Genomic DNA, 20,956 nt, shown 5'->3' on the forward strand with positions numbered 1-20,956 from the left:
TTTACAAAAATTATCTATATTTTAATCTGGTCGACCCAAATGTAGGCCATATGTATCCTTTGCGCTTCATTATTTAACAAATTAATGTGTAGATAAAGTGAAGGCCCTCATTAAGTTGTAAGGATAATTACAAAACTTTTCAAAAATGAAATAACTTAGACATCTTAATCTATATATTTTAAAGAGATTAATAAAAAATATATTAATATAAGTAATTGATTGTAAATTATAAAATTAAAAATATAGTAAAACTAAAACCAATGATGGATTTTGTAAATGAAAAAAATATCAATAATGGCTGTAGCTGTATATTTGGGAATGGCAACAGCAGCTCAGGCTGCTACTTCTTTTTTAAACGTTTCTTATGATCCGACCCGAGAATTTTATCAAGAATATAATCAGGCTTTTGGGAAGTTATGGAAACAGCGTACGGGGCAAGATGTTGAATTTAAACAGTCGCACGGTGGATCTGGTAAACAAGCTCGGGCGGTGGCTACTGGATTAGAAGCTGATGTTGTAACGTTAGCGTTAGCGAATGATATTGATGAGATTGTGAAAGCAGGTTTTATCCAGCCGAATTGGCAAAAAGAATTTCCGAATAATTCTGCACCTTATACTTCGACTGTTGTATTCCTAGTACGAAAAGGTAATCCGAAAAATATACGTGACTGGAGTGACTTAACAAAACCGGGTGTTGAAATTATCACCCCTAATCCTAAAACAGGTGGCGCACCTCGTTGGATTTATTTGTCTGCGTGGGGTTATGCCTTAAAACAACCGGGTGGTAATGATGCCAAGGCTCGTGAGTTAGTTAAAAAACTTTATCACAATGTAAAAGTACTTGATTCGGGAGCACGAGGTTCGCTAACAACATTTGCCGAACGTGGCATTGGTGATGTTTTATTATCATGGGAAAACGAAGCTTTATTGGCAACGAAAGGACCTGATAAAGACAAATATGAAATTGTTTACCCATCAATTTCAATTTTGGCAGAGCCTTCCGTCGCAATTGTCGATAAAACCGTTGATAAAGATGGGAACCGCACTTTAGCAAAAGGCTATTTGAATTTTTTATATTCACCTTTAGGGCAAGAGCTGGCTGCTAAACATTATTTCCGACCACGTAATGCTCAAGTGGCAGCAAAATATGCAGCCCAATTCCCAAAAATTAAATTATTTACTATTAACGATGTGTTCGGTGGTTGGGCGAAAGCTCAGAAAACTCACTTTGCTAATGGAGCTGTCTTTGATCAAATTTATGATGGGAAGCAGTAATTAACTAAGTTTTTCCATGTGGCCGCTTATTTAATAATTAAGCGGCTTTTTTGAATTTTAAGATTTTCACATCTAATTTTTGATTAATTTAGAAATTACCCAATCTTTTTAATAAGGTGCTGATAAAGATATTAATGTAGTGGTCTACATCGTCTTTAAAAATCATATATTGTAAAGCTAGCCCATAACTTAATGATACAAGCTCTATAACAATAGAATCATAGTCATCAGGCTCAGCCATCTGCATTAAAGAAAAGAATTGTTTCATGATCTTGGTTACTTCTTGCTGATGAGTTTTCCAAACCTTTTGATACTCCTCGGCGAAGGTAATATCACGTGCAGCAAATAGTTGTAGTTCTATTGATATCTTCAGCCATTCATCGTTTGTAAAAAAAACCTTCAGCCACTGACGCAATGAATCAATTAGTTGCTCTGTATTTGAAGGAGCATTTGTAAATATTTCTTGTAATTGTAAATTTTCTTTAGCGAATTGAAGCTCCATCAGCTCAAGTAAAAACGCTTCTTTATTGTTGAAATTAGAGTAGAAGGCACCTTGAGTATAACCTGCTTGTTTAGAAAGATTCCTGATTGATACCGCGTTATAACCAAATTCAGAAATGAGAGCAAACCCAGCTTCAATGAGATGCTGTCGAGTTTGTATCTGTTTTTCATTGCGAGAAAGAGTCATAAGAGCCAGATCAAATAATAGTTGAGATATCACTTGTTATCTTAATTTTTATAAGATATTTTCGCTACTTATTTATTTCAGATATCACTTGATATTTGAATGTGCGACAATAAAGGCGATATATGTCTCAACTCTCTAAAAGTATTGTAGTTATTAATGGTCATCCATCCGATATCAGTTTTAATCATGCATTAGCTCACAACTATGTAGCACACGTAAAAACATTAGGTGTTCACGTAGATCTTATAGAAATTGCTAAGTTGGATTTCGAGCCTAATTTAAAATATGGTTATGAGAAACGTATGGATCTGGAACCTGATTTAATGAATGCGTTGGAAAAAATTCAAGCCGCTGATCATTTGGTGTGGTTCTTTCCTGTCTGGTGGGGAGGACTTCCAGCCATAGCTAAAGGTTTTATTGACCGACTCTTTTTACCAAATCTTGTATTTAGTTACCGAGAAAACAGCAATCGTGTTATTGGTCATTTACACTCCAAATCAGCACGACTCATTACTACTTTAGACCAGCCAGGCTGGTTTTATCGTTGGTACTATGGTGAACCAAGTACTCGTCAACTTAAAAAAGCGACTTTGCAATTTTGTGGGGTCAGCAGAGTCAAAGTTAATTATATTGGAACAGTGCGGGGAGCAAGTTCAGACCAACGGCAAAAATGGTTAAATCAAATCGGTAAATATGCCGAAAAAGATTGCCAGCTCATCTCGTCCTAAGGTAAATCCGTGAGAGTCTCTAACGGAATAAGCGTAAAGGAAAAAGAGAATTTTTTAGGTAAAGCGGTTAATAATAATTTTTATAAATTTGTATTTAGCTATAAAAAATTATTCTTGGTTTCTTATTTTGCTTAAAAAGTGCTAACAAAACGGTTTTATCTATGAAAAATTAATATTTTCCTACAAAAAGCCGTTTGGCGTTGGTCATAAACAAGGTGATAATGTGCAGTTACATTTTCACGCTATGATTTAACACCTATGTCGCATATTTCTGTCTTACTTTCCGAGACCATTGAGAGCTTATTGGCAGATCGCACAACTGGGGTGTATATCGATGCAACCTTCGGAAGAGGTGGGCATACACGTTTATTGCTTTCTAAACTTGATGAAAATGCACGAGTGTACGCATTTGATAAAGACCCTCAAGCATTGGAAGTTGCTGCTGCTTTGGCCCAAGAAGATTCAAGATTTACGATCATTCATGCCAGTTTTGCTGATATCAAAGAGAAGATGCAGGAAATTGGCGTGATGAGTGTTGATGGAATTATGGCTGATCTAGGGGTTTCATCTCCTCAACTTGATCAGGCTGAGCGTGGTTTTAGCTTTATGCAAGATGGTCCGTTGGACATGCGAATGGATAATTCTAAGGGTTTAACTGCGGCTGAGTGGTTACTTAAAATTGAAGAAGAACAATTAGCAAATATTATTTATCAATATGGTGAAGAGCGTTATAGTCGACGTATTGCTAAAGCCATTAAACTCGCTGGAAAACTAGAAACGACCGCCCAATTGGCGGAAGTTGTTAAAACTGCTCATCCAAAATGGGAAAAACATAAACATCCAGCGACACGTGCATTTCAGGCTATTCGAATTGCTATTAATAAAGAGCTAGAAGATATTGAACTGTTTTTGCCGCAAGCTGTAGACTTATTAAAACCGGAAGGACGTTTATCTGTTATTAGTTTTCATTCTCTTGAAGATCGACTGATTAAGCAGTTTATTCAAAAAGAATCTACGTTAGCAGAAGATTTCGGTTGGGGAATGCCTGAGCAGCGGGTAGATACAAGAAGATTAAAGAAAATTTCACGGGTTCGTGCGAGTGAAGAAGAAGTAAAAGCGAACCCTCGTTCACGTAGTGCATGGCTTCGGGTTGCTGAACGCTTGGAAGAAAAAGGCGCGTAATGAAAAGCAGTGATGAAATCGCAACCACAGAAAATAACGTGGTGAAAAAAGTTGTTGTGTATACAGTATTGGTGGCGCTTGTTTTTATAAGTGCCATGATGGTGGTATTTCAAGTATTTGAATATCGTCATGATTATAGAGAGCTTAGCTCTTATATGCGCGAACGTGATGATCTCAATGCTGAATGGGGGCGTTTGCTCATTGAGCAACAAACCTTTGGTGCAACAGCACAGATTGGTACGCGTGCTGTAACTCAGCTACGGATGTTTTCTCCACCGGCTGCAGAAACGGTGGTAATTTCTTTACCAATGACCTCAGAGCAAAATAAGTAAGGCCTTGCTGTATGGTAGATAAGCGAACAAAACAAACACGGAAAAAACAGCAGTCTATTTCGGAAAAACCAACTCTTGCCTTTGATATGTGGCGGTTTTATCTGCTCTGGGCAGTAGTGTTGCTCTGTTTTGTTGTTTTAATTGCACGTGCATTTTATGTACAAGTAATTAATAAGGATTTTTTACAAAACAAGGCCAATGCCAATATTTTGCGTACTGAGCGTGTAGAAGCGATGCGTGGCGTGATTAGTGACCGCCATGGGGTACCTTTGGCAATTAGTACACCGATCATGAAAATCGTAATGGATCCACGTGATTATTTCGATACGAAGCACTTATATGACCAAATTACAGAAGAATTAAAGAAAGATCCGAATAATCGTAAATTAAAAAGACAATTACCCGATAAAAATTTGAATCTTGATGAATTGGCGGATGTTGTTGGTTTAGACCGTGCTGATCTTAAAAAACAGATGAATGCACGACCACGTTCTCGTTATCTGGTTTTGAAGAAAGAAATACCACCGCAACAGGCAGACCTCATTACGAAGGGTAACTTTCAAGGGGTATATGCCGAGAAAACGTATAAGCGTTATTATCCTCAACCACAGCCAAATGCCCAGATTATTGGTTTAACCAATAGTGAAGGCCAAGGGATTGAAGGCTTGGAAATGCAGCTCAATAAACAGCTGTCAGGTGTGGATGGTGAGCAAAAAATTATTCGTGATAAGCGCGGAAACCGTTTAAAAGTTTCAGAGGTTATTCGTGAGGGTGAGCCGGGCGAAAACATCACTTTAAGTATTGACTCCCGTTTGCAGTACATTATGTACCGTGAATTAACAGCTGCTGGTGTTGCAAATAACGCTCGTTCGGCAACAGCTATTGCTGTAGATGTTAAAACTGGCGAAATTTTGGCAATGACCAGTTGGCCGTCATATAACCCAAATGACAAAAACGGTTTATCTAATAAAGATGCCATGCGTAACCGCGGTGCGATTGATATGTTCGAACCGGGTTCAACCATGAAGCCATTTACTGTCTCTGCGGCACTGGAAACTGGACAATATACGCCAAATACGATTGTAAACACTTCTCCGGGTTCAATGCGTTTAGGTTGGCATACGATTCGTGATACTCATAATTATGGTGCATTAACTGTAAGTGGCGTAATTATAAAGTCTTCAAACGTGGGTTCTGCAAAAATTGCATTGTCGCTTCCAAAAGAAAAATTGCCGAGCTTCTTTAATCGTGCTGGTTTTGGTAAACGCTCGGCTGTGAAATTTCCAGGTGAAAGCTCAGGTTTGGTGCTACCGGCAAGTAAATTAAATTCTTCCCAAATTGGTACCATGGCTTATGGTTATGGTCTAAATGCGACTATTCTCCAGTTGGCGCAAGGCTATGCAATGCTTGCAAATCATGGCGAGAAAATGCCTTTAAGCCTACATAAGTTAGATCAGGCACCTAAAGGTGAGCAAGTTCTTGCTCCAAAAATTGCCGATCAGGTTTTGCTTATGCTAGAGCAGGTGACTATGCCTGGTGGTACTGCAAAACAAGCTAATATTCCGGGTTATCGCGTGGGTGGTAAAACTGGTACGGCGCATAAACTTCGTGCAGACCGTAAAGGTTATTCAAATAATGAATACCGTGCTTTATTTGCTGGTGTAGCCCCAATTAGTGACCCGCGTTTAGCAGTTATTGTTGTGGTTGAAAACCCGCAAGGCCGTTATTACGGTGGTTTGGTTGCTGCCCCTGTTTTTGCACGCATTATGCAAGAATCATTGCGCTTAATGAACGTACCGCTTGATAAGCCCCTTGATACTCCAGAAAACCCTATTCGCAGGTAAGCTATGTCTGTTTCTTTTCAAGAAATTAATCCAGTCGAGATTGATGCACAGTGGTCTAAGCAGCCTTTTCATGGCTTTAGTTTAGACAGCCGTAAGGTTGAGTCAGGCCAAATCTTTATTGCCTTGACCAGTTATAGCCAACCTGAAAAAACGCGTATATTTGCGGAGTCAGCTTTAGCCAATGGTGCACTTGCTATCATTAGCGAGACTAAGTTGGGTTTGGAAAATGAGTGGGTATGTCCTGATGTGCGTCAACGTATGGGTGAATGGCAACAGCGTTATTTGCAGCAGATAGATCCAGTTGCACCAGCACGTATTGTTGCAGTGACAGGCACAAACGGTAAAACGACAATTTCACGTCTAATTGCTGAGTTAATTAGTTCGCAACAACAGCAATGTGCAGTGATGGGAACTACGGGTAATGGTATTTTGCCAGACTTAACACCATCAACGCATACCACACTTGATGCTTTACAATTACAAAATGCGTTACATGGCTATGCTAAACAAGGTGCAACTTTTGCATCTTTGGAAGCAAGCTCACATGGTTTGGAGCAGGGCCGTTTAAATGGTTGTGCTATTGAAATTGCCGTTTATAGCAATTTGAGCCGTGATCATCTGGATTATCATGGAACTTTAGAGGCTTATGCTGAAGCTAAGGCTCTTTTATTCCGCTTCAGCTCTTTAAAAGTGGCTGTTATTAATCTGGATGATGAATATGCTGCTCTAATGATAAATGCAGCAAAACAAAATCCTGCTCAGCCAAAGATTCTGACGTATTCGCTTACTCAAAATACAGCAGATTATTATATTAGTGACCTAAGTTACAGTTTGGCAGGGGCGACTTTTAATTTAGTCAGCCAGCAAGGTTCTTTTGCTGTTCAAAGTCCATTATTGGGACATTTCAATGTCGAAAACTTGATTGCAGCACTTATTGCTGCTGAGCAAGCAGGTTTTGATTTAGAAGCATTAGTCGCTTTTGTCCCTCAATTGATTGGTGCGCCGGGACGAATGCAGGTCATTCGTGATGGTGAGCGTTTATTTGTTGTGGATTATGCGCACACACCTGATGCTTTGATTCAGGTACTTAAAACTCTAAAACGTCATGTTTCTAATCAACTTTGGGCTGTATTCGGATGTGGTGGAGATCGGGATCGAGGCAAACGTCCACTAATGACTCAAGCCGCTTTAGACGGCGCAAATCCGATTATTTTGACTTCAGATAATCCAAGAACCGAAGACCCTGAACAAATTTTTGCTGACATGAAGCAAGGAATCGATTTTTCAGGTCATCGTATGCAGGAAATTCATGACCGCCGTGAAGCAATTAAGTTTGTTGCACAGCAGGCTCAGGCTGGTGATATTGTTGTTATTGCTGGTAAAGGCCATGAAAATTATCAAGAAATTAATGGTGTGCGTCACTGGTTTGATGATGTTGTTGAAGTTCAATCAGCGATTGCTGCGCAACACCATACTGTAGACGCTGCTTACCCTGCACAATAGGACAAATTATGCATACTTCAACCACCAGTACCGTGCCTTTGGAACCGTGGACAGCTCAGCAATTACAACAGGCAACACAGGGCTACTGGCATAAAGACCAGATCCCTCAAACTGAAATTAAACGTATTTTGACGGACTCACGTCATGCGGAAACTGGGGATGTTTTTTTAGCACTTAAGGGTGAACGTTTTGATGCGCACGACTTTGTAGCTCAGGTTGCAGCGAATGGTTGTCAAATCGCAATTGTTGAACGCCCTTTAGATGTAGATATTGCCCAACTAGTTGTTGTCGACACTCGCTTGGCTCTCGGGCAACTTGGCGCTTATCGTCGTGAGCAAAATACACAACTAAAAGTGATTGCTTTAACAGGTAGTAGCGGTAAAACCACAACCAAAGAAATGCTGGGTAGTATTTTATCGCGTTTAGCTCCGACATTAATCACCCGTGGTAATTTAAATAATGACCTCGGTGTACCCATGATGTTGCTTGAACTGAGAAAAGAACATCAGTTTGCTGTAATGGAACTAGGTGCAAGTCATCAGGGTGAAATTGATTATACTTCTAAGTTGGTGCAGCCGCATGTTGCAGGCATTTTAAATATTGGGACAGCTCATTTAGGCGAATTTGGCGGACGTGAAGGTATTTGCCGCGCAAAATCAGAAATTTATCGTCATATTTTACCAAATGGCGTTGCAATCGTTCCACAACAAGATGACTTTACGGCTGAAATTCATAAAGCTGCGCAAGCACATCGCATTTCTACATTTGGCGTAGGGGGCGATATTTATGCAACAGATATTGAGTTACTGCCTCAATCAACAAATTTTACCCTACATACGCCGCAAGGGACGAGTTCCGTTAAACTCCCTTTTGCAGGTGAGCATAATGTGCAAAATGCTACTGCGGCTGTAGCCTTTGCTTTGGCGCTTGGTATTGGACTTGAAGATATTGTCCAAGGCTTAGAGCAAGCTCAGGGTGCTAAAGGTCGTCTAAACTTTATTCAAAAATCTCCTTACTTATTTATTGATGATACTTACAACGCCAATCCAAATTCTATGCGTGCTGCTGCGCAAGTATTGTTGCAGCAACAAGGCATAAAAGTGATGGTAATGGGTGATATTGGTGAATTGGGAGATAGCAGTTGGCAAGAGCATCACGATTTAGGCCATGATCTCGCCGAACTTCCTTTAGATCATATTATTGCAGTTGGGCAGTTTGCTTCAGCCGCTCTCGAGGGTGCAGACTCTCATTCCAATAAAGTGAAAGCATTTCAGACACAAGCTGAGGCGCTTCCATTTCTAATCAATCTAATCCAAACACATCAACCCCAGTCCATGAGTTTCCTGTTTAAAGGTTCTCGCTTTACTCATATGGAAACGTTGATGGCTGATTTGATGGAGAAACTTTAAATGCTGTTATGGTTGTTTGAACAACTTGCGGGCTATCACAGTTCGTTTCAGGTCGTTCGTTATTTAACATTACGTTCTTTACTCAGTGTATTAACGTCCCTGACCATTGGTTTGGTCCTCGGACCGATCATGATTCGTAAATTACAAGCGTTAAAATACGGTCAGGCAGTAAGTTCATTTGCTCCTGAAAATCATGCTAAAAAGATGGGTACACCAACGATGGGCGGGATTTTAATTCTGCTTTCAATTGGGATTAGTACTTTACTCTGGGCTGATTTATCTAACCCTTATGTCTGGATTGTGCTTGGTGTAATGGTTGTGTTCGGTGCTGTAGGTTGGGCAGATGACTGGATTAAAATTCGCTATAAAGACAATGCAGGTTTACCTGCACGTAAGAAGTTTTTCTGGACTTCTGTTGCATCCCTTGGTGCTGGTATTGCGTTATATTTAATCGCAACTCAACAGTCCAATGCAGAACATACTGCAAATATGCTGGATTTATTGATTCCTTTCTTTAAGAATCTTTCAATTCCACTCTCAATTGTTCCTTTAGGCTTGGCATTTATTGTATTTACCTATCTGGTGATTAATGGTGCTTCTAACGCGGTTAACTTAACCGATGGTTTAGATGGCTTGGCGATCATGCCTGTTGTAATGGTAGCTACAGGCTTAGGTGTATTTGCTTACTTGTCTGGAGACATCCGTTTTGCTAACTATTTGCATATTCCATATGTGAAATATACCTCTGAGCTTGTTGTGATCTGCTCTGCGATGATTGGCGCAGGTTTAGCATTTCTTTGGTATAACGCGCACCCTGCCCAAATCTTTATGGGTGATGTTGGCGCTTTAGCTTTAGGCGCGATGCTTGGAACAATTGCTGTCATGGTACGCCAAGAAATCGTATTTGCGATTATGGGTGGTGTGTTTGTTATGGAAGCAGTATCTGTCTTCTTGCAAATTGGATCGCTGCGAATGCGTAATAAACGCGTATTCTTAATGGCGCCGTTGCATCATCACTATGAAAAGCAGGGCTGGAAAGAAACCCAAGTTGTGATTCGTTTTTGGATTATTACAATTATATTAGTAGTTTTAGGTCTAATGACTTTAAAATTGCGATAGATCTTATTTTAGTGTCAATATAAAGCCAGTTCTACTGGCTTTTTTTATTGGAGAGATGAATGACAAAAGTTGCTGGTCTAGACCAATTATCTGTAATTAATCAAAAAGTGGTTGGTGAGGGTGAGGTATTACCTCAGGTCGTACTTAAAGATGGAAGTCAGGTACAAACAGGAACTGTCGCTACAATGTTGCATAATATTGAATTATATAATGCAGGGCAAAGAGGACAGATTGAAGAGGAATTAAAGATCGCAATTCCAACTTTAGTCAAGGTTGGTCTATTTGATTTATTTCAGGTGGACGAATGGATTAACGGAACAAATGCTGGGCGTACATTTGTGGGAATGCACGCAAAGTCTTATTTACAGCAAAAAGAACAAGAGAATAATTAAAAGTGACTAAGCAAATTTTAATGTGTCCTGTGTGTCGTCAGTCTCTCAATTTAAATGAAAAAACTTGGCGATGTGGACAAGGGCATAGTTATGATGTCGCTAAACAAGGTTATGTGAACTTACATGTTGTACAACATAAACATAGTAAAAACCCTGGAGATACACCAGAGTCAGTCGATGCGAGACGAGCTTTTTTACAAGGCGGTTATTACCAGCCCTTACAACATGCTGTAGTCGATTTATTGAAACAACTCGATGTAAAAACTGTACTTGATATTGGGTGTGGTGAAGGTTACTACACTAGTGCTATGCAGCAAGTTGTTGAGCAATGTGTTGGTGTTGATATTGCAAAAAATGCGGTACAGCGCGCAGCAAAGCTTAATACTGAGGTGACTTGGGTTGTGGGAACTGGTGCGACTTTGCCTGTGCTTGATCAAAGTATGGATGCATGTACTAGTTTGTTTAGTCCAATTCCACAAGCAGAAATTGCACGTGTTTTAAAAGATGATGGGTATTTAATTGTTGTTACTCCAGCATCTGAACATTTATATGCAATGCGTGAAGCTTTATTTGAGCAGGTTAACCCTCATACACCAGAAAAGTTTGTGGAGCAGTTGCAAGATTTGTTCGAGCTCAAGCAAGAGCAAATTATTGATGCCCCTTTTGTGCTTGATCAGCAGTCCTTAAAAAATCTAATTGCTATGACGCCTTATGCTTATAAAGCTTCTCCCGAACGTCGTTTGCAGTTAGAGCAGCAGTCGCAATTAGAAGTAACGGCCTCTTTTCAAATTTATGTCTTTCAGAAGCGTAATAAAGAAGCTAGCTAATAGACTATTTTTAAAGCGCAATAAAAAAGCCATCTAACGATGGCTTTTTTATTATTTATTCAATCTGATTAATTAGATTTTCTAGTTCATCTTTTTCTCGCTTAGGCGCGGGTTCCTGCGAAGGTTTCATAGCAGGAGGTGCAGCTTTTGATGGAATAACAATTTCTTCGCCAGGTAAATCGGCAAAGTCATTGTTATTGTTGAGCTTCGGTTGCGGTGGTGCTGGACGATATAGCGGACGAGCCAATGGTGGAGCTGCACGATAGGTTTTCTTGTCGCTAACTTCTACTACCGCTTGAGTTTTGTCACGTGAAATAGGTGCTTGAGCATCTTTGTCGAGGCGAACCCAAGCTGATGGTGTACCTTCCAATGCTTGACCCATGAAGTTGATCCAGATCGGTAATGCAGCAATACCGCCGTACTCACGACGACCTAGTGTCGTCGGTTGGTCAAATCCAACCCACGTCACAGTAACTAACTTGCCGTTGAAGCCAGCAAACCATGCGTCTTTTGCATCGTTGGTTGTACCTGTTTTACCGCCTAAGTCATTACGACCAATTTTAAGCGCAGCACGGCCTGTACCATGTTCAATAACGTCTCGTAAAATATTAGCCATGTCATAGGCAGAACTTGATTTTAAAATACGCTGTGCCTGACGATATTCACTGTTCGCTTTATCAGTCTGTTTAAGATTAAGTTGCTTAGCTGCCTTTTCTTTCTGCTCTACATCTTTATTAGTAACTTCAATCACTTCATCATCTGTTGTCGTCGTTTTTTGCTCGTCATCAGTTGTGTCAGGCGCGTTAATACATGGAATACATGCATATTCTGGCTTAGCTTCATAAATCACTTTACCGTACGCATCTTCAATACGTTGAATAAAGTGCGGCTGAATGCGGTAGCCGCCATTGGCAAAAGTCGAATATCCAGTTGCCATTTGAATTGGCAAGACTTGAGGAGTACCTAAGGCAATGGTGTAGTTACGTGGAATTTGATCTTCTTGTAAACCAAAATCCATAAATAACTGGCGAGTACGTTCAATTCCGACTGTCTGTAAAAGACGTACAGATACGGTGTTACGAGATAAATACAACGCACGGCGTAATGGAATCATTCCTAAATAACGACCGTCTGAGTTTCTCGGTGTCCACTTACCAATCGTGATAGGACTATCATTCACCATACTGTACGGCGTCATACCGCGCTCTAGTGCCAATGCATAGACAAAAGGTTTAATCGTCGAACCCGGTTGGCGCCAGCCTTGCAAAGCACGGTTAAATTTCGATTGATAGAAGTTATAACCACCTACAATTGCTTCAATTGAACCATCATTCGGGTTAATCGCAATAAGTTGACCTTGAACTTTTGGAACCTGAACTAAAGACCATGCTGTTTTTGCATCATTTGGACGTAAGCGAACGATATCTTTAACTTGAACAATCTGAGATGCACGGGAAGGAGCACCACCTACACTATTCGCATTGCGATAGGGGCGGGCCCATGACATACCTGACCACTGTACAGTAACCGTTGTACCATCTTGCATTAATGCTTCAAAAGAACTGCTATTTACCTTAGTAACTTGTGCAGGGTAGGTGTTGGCATATGCTCTAAATTCACTTAATGGTTTGTCATGTGCTTCAGCACCGCGCCAGCCATGACGACGGTCATAAGCTTCAAGACCATCTTGCACAGATTTTTCAGCAATCGCTTGGCGTTTAGCATTGATGGTTGTATAGACTTTATAGCCAGAATCAATTGCTTGTTCGCCAAAATGTTTTACGAGTTCTGAACGAACCATTTCACCTGCATAAGGGTGAATATTATTTAGATCCCGATTGGGCATGTTGAGGTTGATCGGTTCAGCTACAGCTTTTTGATATTCTGCTTGAGAGATATAACCCAGCTGTAACATGCGACCTAAAATCCAGTTACGTCTTTCAAGTGCACGCTCTGGATTAACCACAGGGTTGTATTTAGAAGGCGCTTTTGGTAAACCTGCGATCATTGCCATTTGAGCAATGCTGAGTTCATTAATACTTTTGTTGTAATAAATTTTGGCTGCTGCTGCGATCCCGTAAGCATTTTTTCCTAAGAAGATTTTATTCACATAGAGACTGAGAATTTCTTCTTTGGATAAATTTTGCTCAATTTTTCGAGCCAAAAAGATCTCGGTTATTTTGCGTTTTAATGTTCTTTCTGGACTCAAATAATAGTTCTTTGCAACCTGCATAGTGATGGTTGAACCACCAGTTTGCACATCAGAACCAGTCACACTTTCACTTAAAGCACGCCCTAAACCCTTAAAACTGATCCCGCTATGTTCAAAGAAAGAAGAGTCTTCTGCTGCTAAAAATGCATGAATAAAAGCAGGAGGAATTTGTTTGTATTCAACCGGAATAGACAACTTACCACCATACTCGGCAATCAGTTGATTATCTGATGTGTAGACCTGTAGTGGTTTTAAAAGCGGAGCTTTTTTTAGTGAACTCATTTCTGGGAGCGATGGGGCGATATAGAGATACATGCCATAAAAGCCCATCGGAAGTGAGACTAAGATAATAATAATGATCAAAAAAATTGGACGCACGAAGCCCAAACTGGATAGCTTTTTCATGATAAGTAAGCTTTAATAAGATCGAATACAAACTAATTGTGGTCAGTATAGCCTTTAGACATGCGGATTGTTAGATGAGATATTGTATCCGTGTAAAAATAAAGACCTAGATTATTGGTTTGTAATTTTTTTTGGGGATAAAAAAATAATAGGACAATAGTGTGCTCAGGTTATATCGTAAACCGAATAAGGGGTTAATGGGTGTCGATATTAGTTCGACTTCTGTTAAGTTGTTAGAGCTCTCTGTTAAGAACGGTAAATATTGGGTAGAAAGCTATGCTTTGATGCCTTTACCCGAGAACAGTGTAGTTGAAAAAAATATCTTGAATCCAGAGGCAGTTGCGGAAGCTTTGGAACGGGCGATGAATTTAGCAAATCCCCAAACCAGTAACGCTGCAATTGCTGTTCCAACATCGACGGTTATTCATAAAACCATCGAAATGGATGCAGATATGAATGATGATGAACGAGAAGTTCAGATTCGATTAGATGCGGAGCAGTATATACCGTTCCCTTTGGATGAAGTGAGCCTTGATTTTGAGGTTTTACCAGATCGACTGCCTAATCCAAACCGGGTGAATGTACTTTTAGTTGCAACAAGAACAGAAAATGTTGAAACACGAGTAGAAGTGCTGGAACTGGTGGACTTAACTCCTAAGCTTGCTGATGTAGAAAGTTATGCTGTCGAGCGTGCTTTTAGTGTATTTGCTGATAGCTTGCCAATGGGTGCAAATACCATTGGTATTTTAGATATCGGCCATACCATGACCACATTATCGGTTATGCAAAATGGCAAAATCATTTATACCCGTGAACAAGTCTTTGGTGGTAAACAGCTTACTTTGGAAATTCAAAGCCGTTATGGTTTGTCTTTAGAAGAAGCGGGACGGGCTAAAAAAGAGCGCTCTTTACCAGATGATTATGATATTGAAGTCTTAGAGCCATTTCTTGATGCTGTCGTGCAGCAAGCAGCTAGATCTCTACAATTTTTCTTCTCTTCATCACAATTCAATGAAATTGACCATATTTTACTAGCAGGAGGGAATGCCAATATTCCTGGGCTTGCCAAATTGTTGCAGCAAAAGCTTGGTTACCGTGTGACCATTGCCAATCCGTTTTTACAAATGGGTTTTTCTCCTCAAGTCGACGTTCAAAAAATTGAAAATGATGCCTCATCGTTAATGGTGGCATGTGGCTTGGCTTTAAGGAGTTTTGATTAATGGCAACAATTAATTTACTCCCTTGGCGCGATGGGCTTAGGGAACAGCGCAAAAAGCAATTTATTATTTTCTGTTTTGGGGTCGTTGTTCTGGGGATCACCACTGTATTTTCTGGGTGGTTTTATTTGAATCAAAAATTAAATGATCAAGAACAAGCGAATCAACTCATCACCAGTACAAACCAGAGTCTAGATCAACAACTTAAAACCTTAAATGGTCTGCAAGAACAGCGTGACGCTATTATCGAGCGTATGAAACTTATTCAGGGATTGCAAAGTCAGCGCCCTGTTGTCGTGCGTTTGGTAGATGAATTGGTACGTGTTACTCCTGCTGCAATGTATTTGACTAAATTTAGTCGAACTGGAGATAAATTTACCATTGAAGGTAAAGCGGAAAGTCCAAATACGGTTGCGGAGTTATTACGTAATCTCGAAGCATCATCATGGTATCGCAACGCTTTTATGAACTCTTTCTTGGCGACTGAAGAGAAAAAAGATAAGACTGCGAGTTCGCTGCTTCCTCGAGTGGAAGATAGCTATGGCAGTTTTGTTGTGACTGTTGATTTGGGCGAAATGGGGGTGACTACAACAGATGATACCGCCAATACGTCTGTAAGTACGGATAAGGGGGCGGTTAAATGAGTCCGGATGAACTTCATGAGTTGTCGTTAGAACAAGCTCCATCTAAGAAAAAAAAGATCACTTTAGAAAAATTTCTTCAGCAATTTAACACACTAGATATGAACAGTTATGGTAGCTGGCCATTATCTGTGAAAATTACTTGCTGGGTTTTTATTTTCTTTGCTGTGTTGGCTTTGGGATATTTTGTTGTTATTCAGCCAAAGCTACAAGCAATTGATAATGCACAGGCACAAGAAAGTAATTTGTTGAATGAGTTTCGAGAAAAAGATTCAAAATTGCGTAACTTGCAGCAATATCAGCTTCAACTTCAAGAGATGCAAGCAAACTTTAATCAGCAGTTAGAGCAACTGCCAAAAGAAACCGAAATTCCAAGCTTGGTTGAAGATATTAACTTAACTGGGGTGAATTCTGGCCTGAAGTTTAAAAATATCCGTTTAGAAGATGAAGTGAAGCAGGAAATTTTTATTGAACAGCCTATTACGATGGAAGCAACTGGTGATTATCACGCTTTTGGTGCTTTTGTCAGTAGTATTGCGGCATTACCACGTATTGTGACAATGCATGACTTTGTTGTAGAAGCTGCACCTGTTAATAAAGATAGTAAGTCAGATATTCCTGTACTTAATTATTCTATTAAAGCAAAAACTTATCGCTATATGGGCGCCGTAGAAAATGCTGAACATCCGGAAAACAACGCTTCGGCTTCAGTAGCACCTGTTTCCTCTACTGCTAATACACAGTCGAAATAGGAGCATTACAATGAAACTTAAGCAAATTTCTTTTTCTATTTTGGCATGTTTAGTTTTAGTCGGATGTGACTCAAGAATCGACGCTGTAAATCAGCAAATGGCAGATATACGTAACCAGCCACCACAGCCGATAGATCCAGCACCTGTTTTCACACCTGTACCACAATTTAATTATGCGGCTCATCAGCTAAAGAGTCCATTTTTACCAAGCTCACTTGCTGCTGAGCTCAAAATTATGGCTGGAAAACGGGTATATCCGAATTTCTCACGTGCACCTCAACCTCTAGAAAGTTATGCATTAGAATCCTTGAACATGAAAGGAAGCATACGTAATAACCGTGGACAAGTACTGGCTCTTATCCAATCACCTGATCAGCAAATTGAGCGAGTGCAGGTGGGGAACTATATCGGGATGAATCAAGGGCGTATTACCCAGATTGGTCCAACCCAGATTGATCTGGTAGAAATTGTTCCCGATGGGCGCGAAGGCTATGTGGAGAGACCAAGAACCTTAGTGTTAATTGGACCGGCACCCTAAAATTTAGGGAATAACAAAGAAAAAGTATTTTTAAAGATTATTTAATTGGGGATGGTCAGACAATGAATCACGTATTCCGTCAGTTTTCTATGGGGGCTGTAGCCATTGCAGTTATGCAGGTTGCATCTGCACAGGTCAGCATGACCAATATTGTACCGACACAAATTGCAGGTCAGGGTACAGAAATTAGGGTTATGTTTAATGGTTTGCCGCCGCAACCACAGGCATATCAACTTGAAAATCCTTCGCGTTTGATTTTGGATTTTAATAAAGCTCAGCAGACTTTAACACAGTCAAAAGTGGCGATTGGTACTAATGAAGCGAACTCGGTCGATGTAAGTTCTGACGATCAGCGTTCACGTTTAACTGTAAATTTAAAAGAGGCGGGCGCGTTTACAACGCGCATAGAAGGCAATACATTTATTTTAAAGATTAATTCAGCTCAAGCGGCCATTAAACATTTATCAACAAATACGATCCAACCCCAGGGTGTTTCAAATGTTGGTTTTCAGCGTGGTAGCCAAGGTGAAGGGTTAATTGTTATTGATTTATTGGGAAGTAATACTCCTGTTGATGTGCAACAACAAGGTAGCAAAGTTGTAGTGAGGACACTCGGCTCTAAAATTCCCCCTCATTTAGCTAAACGTTTAAATGTGAACGATTTTGCGACCCCTGTTTCTACTATTGAGTCTTATAACGAAAAAGGCAATGGCGTTATTACGATCCAATCTACTGGTAGCTATGAATATATGGCTTATCAGGCAGAAAATAAACTCACTATTAGCTTAAAACGCCCTCAGGACAAAAATGTGAGTTCTTCATCTAAGCCATCTAATTACTCTGGTAATAAGCTTTCTCTTGATTTCCAAGATATTGAAGTTCGTAGAGTTCTACAATTACTTGCCGATTTTACTGGCATTAATATGGTGGCTGCCGATAGTGTGCAGGGCAATATTACTTTGCGATTGAAAGATGTTCCGTGGGATCAGGCACTTGATATTATTTTAAAAACTAAGAATCTAGATAAACGCAGAAATGGTAACGTTATTTGGATTGCTCCAGTCGCTGAGTTAATTAAAGCAGAAGATGATGAGGCAAAAGCTTTGGCACAAACTATTAAGTTAGCGCCGATTCAAACAGATTATATCCGCCTGAGTTATGCGAAAGCTATTGATGTGCTTAAGCTAATTGAAGATACCCGTGATGGTAAGGGGGCTGTTGCAAACCGTACTACAAATTCAGATTCTCTTGCTTTAGAGAGTTTATTGAGCTCACGTGGTAGCGCTGTTGCCGATACGCGTACTAATACTTTGATTGTAAATGACACAGCCCAAAATATTGATAAAATTCGTAAAATGATTGAGTTGCTTGATGTACAAGTCAAACAGGTCATGGTTGAGGCACGTATTGTTCGAGCATCTACTTCTTTTACCAAAGAACTTGGAGTCAAGTGGGGGATATTATCGCAAGGGATCACCAATAATAATAATTTGTTGGTTGGTGGTAGCGAAACAACCTTGTGGAATTTAAGAGAGCCTAAAAAAGATGAGACTACGGGAGGTTATACATATACGATTGAACGTCCAGACAATTTAAATGTTGATTTGGGGGTTTCTAATCCTGCGGGAAGCATTGCTTTTGGTCTCATTAGTATGTCTGACTTCATGTTAGATCTTGAACTTTCGGCGTTACAGGCTGATGGTTATGGTGAAGTGATTTCAACCCCAAAAGTCATGACAGCAGATAAACAATCTGCAAAAGTTGCTACTGGTCAGCAAGTTCCTTATCTGACTACGACTACTTCTGGTGCGGGTGCTACAGCTACTACATCCTTTAAAGATGCACTGTTAAGTTTAGATGTTACTCCGAGTATTACGCCTGATGGTAAAATTCAAATGAAATTAGATATTTCTAAGGATTCTGTGGCAGGTGAAGCCCCTAATGGTGAGTTAATTTTAAATAAAAATAATATTAATACCAATGTATTGGTGAATAACGGTGAAACGGTCATTTTAGGAGGGGTATTTGAGCAAACCACATCTAACTCACAAACCAAGGTTCCTTTCTTTGGTGATATTCCTGTACTTGGGCATTTATTCAGAAAAGATGTGAAATCTGATGATAAACAAGAGTTACTGATTTTCGTTACGCCACGAATTGTTAATGACACTTTGGTGAGAAATCATTAATATATTTTTCAATGAAAGCAATTGAAATAGGTGGCGCCTTGCCAAGCAAAGCGTTTGAAACCCTGCCAAATATTTATTTGGTAGGGCCCATGGGGGCAGGAAAAACAACCGTTGGACGTCATTTAGCCGAACTATTGGGGCGTGAATTTTTAGATAGTGATCATGAAATTGAGCGCAAAACGGGTGCTACTATTCCTTGGATTTTCGAAAAAGAAGGGGAAATTGGATTTCGTACTCGTGAAACCATTGTTTTGAATGAGTTGACTTCACGTAATGCCTTGGTATTGGCAACTGGCGGTGGTGCCATCACTCAAGCGCCAAATCGTGAGTTTCTAAAGCAGCGCGGTATTGTTGTTTACCTCTACACTCCTGTGGAACTTCAATTACAACGAACGTATCGCGATAAAAACAGACCTCTATTACAAGTTGAAAACCCTGAACAAAAATTGCGTGATTTGTTAAAAACACGTGATCCTTTATATCGTGAAGTTGCTCATTATACGATTGAAACCAATCAGGGTGCTGCTCGTGATCTTGCTCAAAAGATTTTGCAACTTATTTTGTCTAACACGCTAATATAGCCAAACTTACTTGTGGTTTTATAAACTCATGCAAACTTTACATGTTGAATTAGGCGAACGCCGTTACCCTATTTTTATTGGCAGTCAACTTGATCCTAAACAGTTGCTTGAGCCTTATATTCATGGTCAACAGGTCATGATCGTGAGTAATGAAACGGTCGCTCCTTTATATTTATCTCATTATCAAGAAGCGTTAAAAAGTTTGGGTAAAACTATAGCTACTTGTATTTTGCCTGATGGTGAAAAATATAAAGACATTCAACATTTAAATTTAATTTTTGATGCATTACTTGAAGCTGGTTTTAACCGAGACTGTACGGTTTTAGCTTTAGGCGGTGGTGTTATTGGTGATATGGCTGGCTTCGCCTCAGCATGTTTCCAGCGTGGTGTATATTTTGTTCAGGTTCCGACCACACTTCTTTCACAGGTAGATTCAAGTGTAGGTGGTAAAACTGGCATTAACCATCCACTGGGTAAGAACATGCTTGGTGCATTTCAGCAGCCTCAAGTTGTTTTAGCTGATATGGCTCAACTCGATACATTACCTGACCGTGAGTTGTCTGCTGGATTGTCAGAAGTCATTAAGTATGCCTTGTTAGGTGATGCCGATTTTCTAGTTTGGTTAGAACAAAATATGGATGGCTTGGTTGGTCGAGATGCCAATCTTTTAGCAGAAGCTGTTTATCGTTCATGTGCCCATAAAGCCCGTATTGTTGCAAATGATGAAAAAGAGCAAGGCGAGCGTGCTTTACTCAACCTAGGTCATACGTTTGGTCATGCTATAGAATCTTACCTTGGTTATGGTACTTGGTTGCATGGTGAGGCAGTTGCTACCGGCATGGTCATGGCAGCTGATTTATCACAGCGTTTAGGCTGGATTTCAAGCGATGATGTAGAGCGTACAAAAAAAATTATTCAACGCGCTAATTTGCCGATATCATGTCCAAAAATTCCATTGGATGAATTCCTTGGATATATGGCACATGATAAAAAAGTCCTTAATGGTCAATTACGTTTAGTGTTGTTAAAGCAACTTGGACAAGCAGTAATTACTAAAGACTTTGATGTTGAACTCATGAAACAAGCTATTTTGGCAAATCTACACGGATAATAAATTAAGGT

General features: G+C 39.9%; 19 protein-coding genes. 17 read left to right on the forward strand and 2 right to left on the reverse strand.

Annotated features, from left to right (window positions below; translation table 11 throughout):
* Positions 1-276: 276 nt before the first annotated feature.
* A complete protein-coding gene (locus tag MKL38_RS11625) occupies positions 277-1,275 on the forward strand; it encodes a sulfate ABC transporter substrate-binding protein (RefSeq protein ID WP_270903331.1) in 999 nt (332 codons plus the stop codon).
* 88 nt (positions 1,276-1,363) lie between these two features.
* Here the strand turns inward: MKL38_RS11625 and MKL38_RS11630 are convergent, their stop codons facing one another.
* Positions 1,364-1,963 (reverse strand): TetR/AcrR family transcriptional regulator, encoded by a 600-nt coding sequence (locus tag MKL38_RS11630; RefSeq protein ID WP_270903332.1) that lies wholly within the window; start codon positions 1,961-1,963, stop codon positions 1,364-1,366.
* A gap of 122 nt (positions 1,964-2,085) precedes the next feature.
* On the opposite strand from MKL38_RS11630, the gene MKL38_RS11635 reads away from it, so the two are divergent.
* The 9 genes from MKL38_RS11635 to MKL38_RS11675 all read left to right on the forward strand — a co-directional run bounded on the left by MKL38_RS11635 (position 2,086) and on the right by MKL38_RS11675 (position 11,299).
* On the forward strand, positions 2,086-2,691 hold the full coding sequence (locus MKL38_RS11635) for an NAD(P)H-dependent oxidoreductase (RefSeq protein ID WP_270903333.1): 606 nt from the start codon (positions 2,086-2,088) through the stop codon (positions 2,689-2,691).
* Positions 2,692-2,949: 258 nt separating this feature from the next.
* Positions 2,950-3,873, forward strand: a complete 924-nt coding sequence (rsmH, locus tag MKL38_RS11640) for a 16S rRNA (cytosine(1402)-N(4))-methyltransferase RsmH (protein WP_005044059.1) — start codon at positions 2,950-2,952, stop codon at positions 3,871-3,873.
* Positions 3,873-4,205, forward strand: a complete 333-nt coding sequence (gene ftsL / locus MKL38_RS11645) for a cell division protein FtsL (protein ID WP_003653828.1) — start codon at positions 3,873-3,875, stop codon at positions 4,203-4,205. Before rsmH ends, ftsL begins: the two co-directional genes overlap by 1 nt.
* An 11-nt stretch (positions 4,206-4,216) precedes the next feature.
* Positions 4,217-6,049 (forward strand): penicillin-binding protein PBP3, encoded by a 1,833-nt coding sequence (gene ftsI / locus MKL38_RS11650; protein ID WP_270903334.1) that lies wholly within the window; start codon positions 4,217-4,219, stop codon positions 6,047-6,049.
* 3 nt (positions 6,050-6,052) lie between these two features.
* Positions 6,053-7,552 carry a UDP-N-acetylmuramoyl-L-alanyl-D-glutamate--2,6-diaminopimelate ligase gene (locus MKL38_RS11655; RefSeq protein ID WP_270903335.1) on the forward strand — a complete coding sequence of 500 codons (1,500 nt, stop codon included), beginning with the start codon at positions 6,053-6,055 and terminating at the stop codon, positions 7,550-7,552.
* Positions 7,553-7,560: 8 nt separating this feature from the next.
* Entirely contained in the window at positions 7,561-8,961 is a 1,401-nt protein-coding gene (locus tag MKL38_RS11660; protein WP_270903336.1) for a UDP-N-acetylmuramoyl-tripeptide--D-alanyl-D-alanine ligase, read from the forward strand.
* Positions 8,962-10,080 (forward strand): phospho-N-acetylmuramoyl-pentapeptide-transferase, encoded by a 1,119-nt coding sequence (gene mraY, locus MKL38_RS11665; RefSeq protein ID WP_003653822.1) that lies wholly within the window; start codon positions 8,962-8,964, stop codon positions 10,078-10,080.
* Positions 10,081-10,139: 59 nt separating this feature from the next.
* Complete coding sequence (locus tag MKL38_RS11670) at positions 10,140-10,472, forward strand: DUF7709 family protein (RefSeq protein WP_270903337.1); 333 nt, start codon at positions 10,140-10,142, stop codon at positions 10,470-10,472.
* A 2-nt stretch (positions 10,473-10,474) separates the two neighbouring features.
* Positions 10,475-11,299: a putative RNA methyltransferase gene (locus tag MKL38_RS11675; protein ID WP_270903338.1), complete on the forward strand. Its 825-nt coding sequence runs from the start codon at positions 10,475-10,477 to the stop codon at positions 11,297-11,299.
* Positions 11,300-11,354: 55 nt separating this feature from the next.
* Here MKL38_RS11675 and ponA read toward each other — a convergent pair whose 3' ends face one another.
* On the reverse strand, positions 11,355-13,916 hold the full coding sequence (gene ponA, locus MKL38_RS11680) for a penicillin-binding protein PBP1a (protein ID WP_270903339.1): 2,562 nt from the start codon (positions 13,914-13,916) through the stop codon (positions 11,355-11,357).
* 161 nt (positions 13,917-14,077) lie between these two features.
* On the opposite strand from ponA, the gene MKL38_RS11685 reads away from it, so the two are divergent.
* From MKL38_RS11685 to aroB, 7 genes are all read left to right on the forward strand, one after another.
* Complete coding sequence (locus tag MKL38_RS11685) at positions 14,078-15,136, forward strand: pilus assembly protein PilM (RefSeq protein WP_005044043.1); 1,059 nt, start codon at positions 14,078-14,080, stop codon at positions 15,134-15,136.
* Positions 15,136-15,777 carry a PilN domain-containing protein gene (locus MKL38_RS11690; RefSeq protein ID WP_270903340.1) on the forward strand — a complete coding sequence of 214 codons (642 nt, stop codon included), beginning with the start codon at positions 15,136-15,138 and terminating at the stop codon, positions 15,775-15,777. The genes MKL38_RS11685 and MKL38_RS11690 overlap by 1 nt, the downstream gene beginning before the upstream one ends.
* Positions 15,774-16,526, forward strand: coding sequence for a type 4a pilus biogenesis protein PilO (locus MKL38_RS11695; RefSeq protein WP_270903341.1), 753 nt, complete (start codon positions 15,774-15,776; stop codon positions 16,524-16,526). The genes MKL38_RS11690 and MKL38_RS11695 overlap by 4 nt, the downstream gene beginning before the upstream one ends.
* 10 nt (positions 16,527-16,536) lie before the next feature.
* Positions 16,537-17,064, forward strand: a complete 528-nt coding sequence (locus MKL38_RS11700; protein ID WP_270903342.1) for a pilus assembly protein PilP — start codon at positions 16,537-16,539, stop codon at positions 17,062-17,064.
* Between the two features lie 62 nt (positions 17,065-17,126).
* Complete coding sequence (gene pilQ, locus MKL38_RS11705) at positions 17,127-19,253, forward strand: type IV pilus secretin PilQ family protein (RefSeq protein ID WP_270903343.1); 2,127 nt, start codon at positions 17,127-17,129, stop codon at positions 19,251-19,253.
* Between the two features lie 11 nt (positions 19,254-19,264).
* Complete coding sequence (aroK, locus tag MKL38_RS11710) at positions 19,265-19,834, forward strand: shikimate kinase AroK (protein ID WP_003653807.1); 570 nt, start codon at positions 19,265-19,267, stop codon at positions 19,832-19,834.
* Positions 19,835-19,862: 28 nt separating this feature from the next.
* Positions 19,863-20,945 (forward strand): 3-dehydroquinate synthase, encoded by a 1,083-nt coding sequence (gene aroB / locus MKL38_RS11715; protein WP_270903344.1) that lies wholly within the window; start codon positions 19,863-19,865, stop codon positions 20,943-20,945.
* Positions 20,946-20,956 lie beyond the last annotated feature (11 nt).

The organism is Acinetobacter sp. AOR14_HL (assembly GCF_027855175.1).
Taxonomy (GTDB): domain Bacteria; phylum Pseudomonadota; class Gammaproteobacteria; order Pseudomonadales; family Moraxellaceae; genus Acinetobacter; species Acinetobacter calcoaceticus.